Source organism: Hydrocoleum sp. CS-953 (genome assembly GCF_002260545.1).
Classification (GTDB): domain Bacteria; phylum Cyanobacteriota; class Cyanobacteriia; order Cyanobacteriales; family Microcoleaceae; genus Trichodesmium.
Window position 1 is genome coordinate 1 of record NZ_LGSU01000045.1, and the last position, 1,563, is coordinate 1,563.

Sequence of the window (1,563 nt, forward strand, 5' to 3'; positions counted from 1 at the left end):
AGTAATAGTCAATCTTTAGATTTAGCTACAGTTATTAAAGCATCTCAAGCAATTTCTAGTGAGATTGTCTTAGATAAATTACTATCTAAATTGATGAAAATTCTCATAGAAAATGCTGGTGCAGAAAAAGGCGTACTTTTACTACCCATAGAAGGCAAACTAATGAATAAAGCTGAAGCTACCTTAGATTCTGAAGAAGTGGTAGTTCAAGAAACTCAAATTAATGAATCTGAAGATTTACCACTAACAGTAATTAATTATGTAGAACGAACCCATCAAGATGTTGTTATAACCAATGCTTTTGCTGAAGATCGTTTCACAACTGACCCTTATGTTGCCAAAATTCAACTTAAATCTGTTTTATGTACTCCTATTATTAATGGAGGAAAACTTATCGGAGTTTTGTACTTGGAAAATAACCTAACTACAGGTGCATTTACTCCCGAACGTTTGGAGATATTAAGACTTTTATCATCTCAAGCGGCAGTTTCCTTAGAAAATGCAATGTTGTACGGTTCAGTAGAACAAAAAATACAAGAAAGAACCCAGGAATTAAACGAAAAAAATCTCCGACTAGAGCAAACATTGCACGAGCTACAACGTACTCAATCTCAACTAATTCAAAGTGAAAAAATGTCAAGTTTAGGACAATTAGTTGCTGGAGTAGCTCACGAAATCAATAATCCTGTCGGCTTTATTTATGGTAATCTTTCCCCTGCGAATGAATATATTTCTGACTTACTAAATTTGATTGATTTATATCAAGAACATTATCCTGAACCTGTAGAAGAAATTCAAGATGAAATTGAAGATATTGACTTAGAATTTCTCATACAAGACTTACAAAAACTTTTGAATTCTATCAAAGTTGGAGCTGAACGTATTAGAGATATTGTTATTTCTCTGCGTAACTTCTCGCGCTTAGATGAAGCAGATATGAAACCTGTAAATATCCATGAAGGTATTGATAGTACCCTACTAATTTTACATACTCGTATTAAAGAAAAGTCAGATAGACATGAAGTTAAAATAGTTAGAAACTATGGTAATTTGCCACAGGTTATCTGTTACGTTTCCCAGGTTAATCAAGTGTTTATGAATTTACTTGCTAATGGAATTGATGCTTTAGAAAATCGGCGAGATAAACAACAAGAATTTGACAGTCAACCCACTATTACAATTTCTACTGAAGTAACAAAGTCAGAAACAGTAAAAATAAAAATTGCTGATAATGGTAGTGGTATTAATTCTCAAGCATTGTCTAAAATATTTGACCCATTTTTTACTACGAAACCAGTTGGAGTAGGTACAGGTTTAGGATTATCAATTAGCTATTCAATTGTAGTAGAAAAACATGGGGGCGATCTGAGTTGTGTTTCTGAAGTTGGAAAAGGTACAGAGTTCATAATTGAAATTCCTATTAAACCAGCAACTGGTAATTATAGTTGATTTGGAGGGAGTAGGGAGTAGGGAGTAGGGGAGTAAGGGAGTAGGGGAGTAAGGGAGTAGGGAATTGGGAAAAAATATTTACTCCATCAATTTATGAAGTAAGTCTTACTTATT

At 33.4% G+C, this 1,563-nt stretch carries 1 protein-coding gene; it reads left to right on the forward strand.

Annotation, left to right across the window (positions count from 1 at the left end; all coding sequences use genetic code 11):
* A partial coding sequence (locus AFK68_RS00205; RefSeq protein ID WP_143437360.1) for an ATP-binding protein occupies window positions 1-1,449 on the forward strand: 1,449 nt, incomplete at its 5' end.
* Window positions 1,450-1,563: the final 114 nt, after the last annotated feature.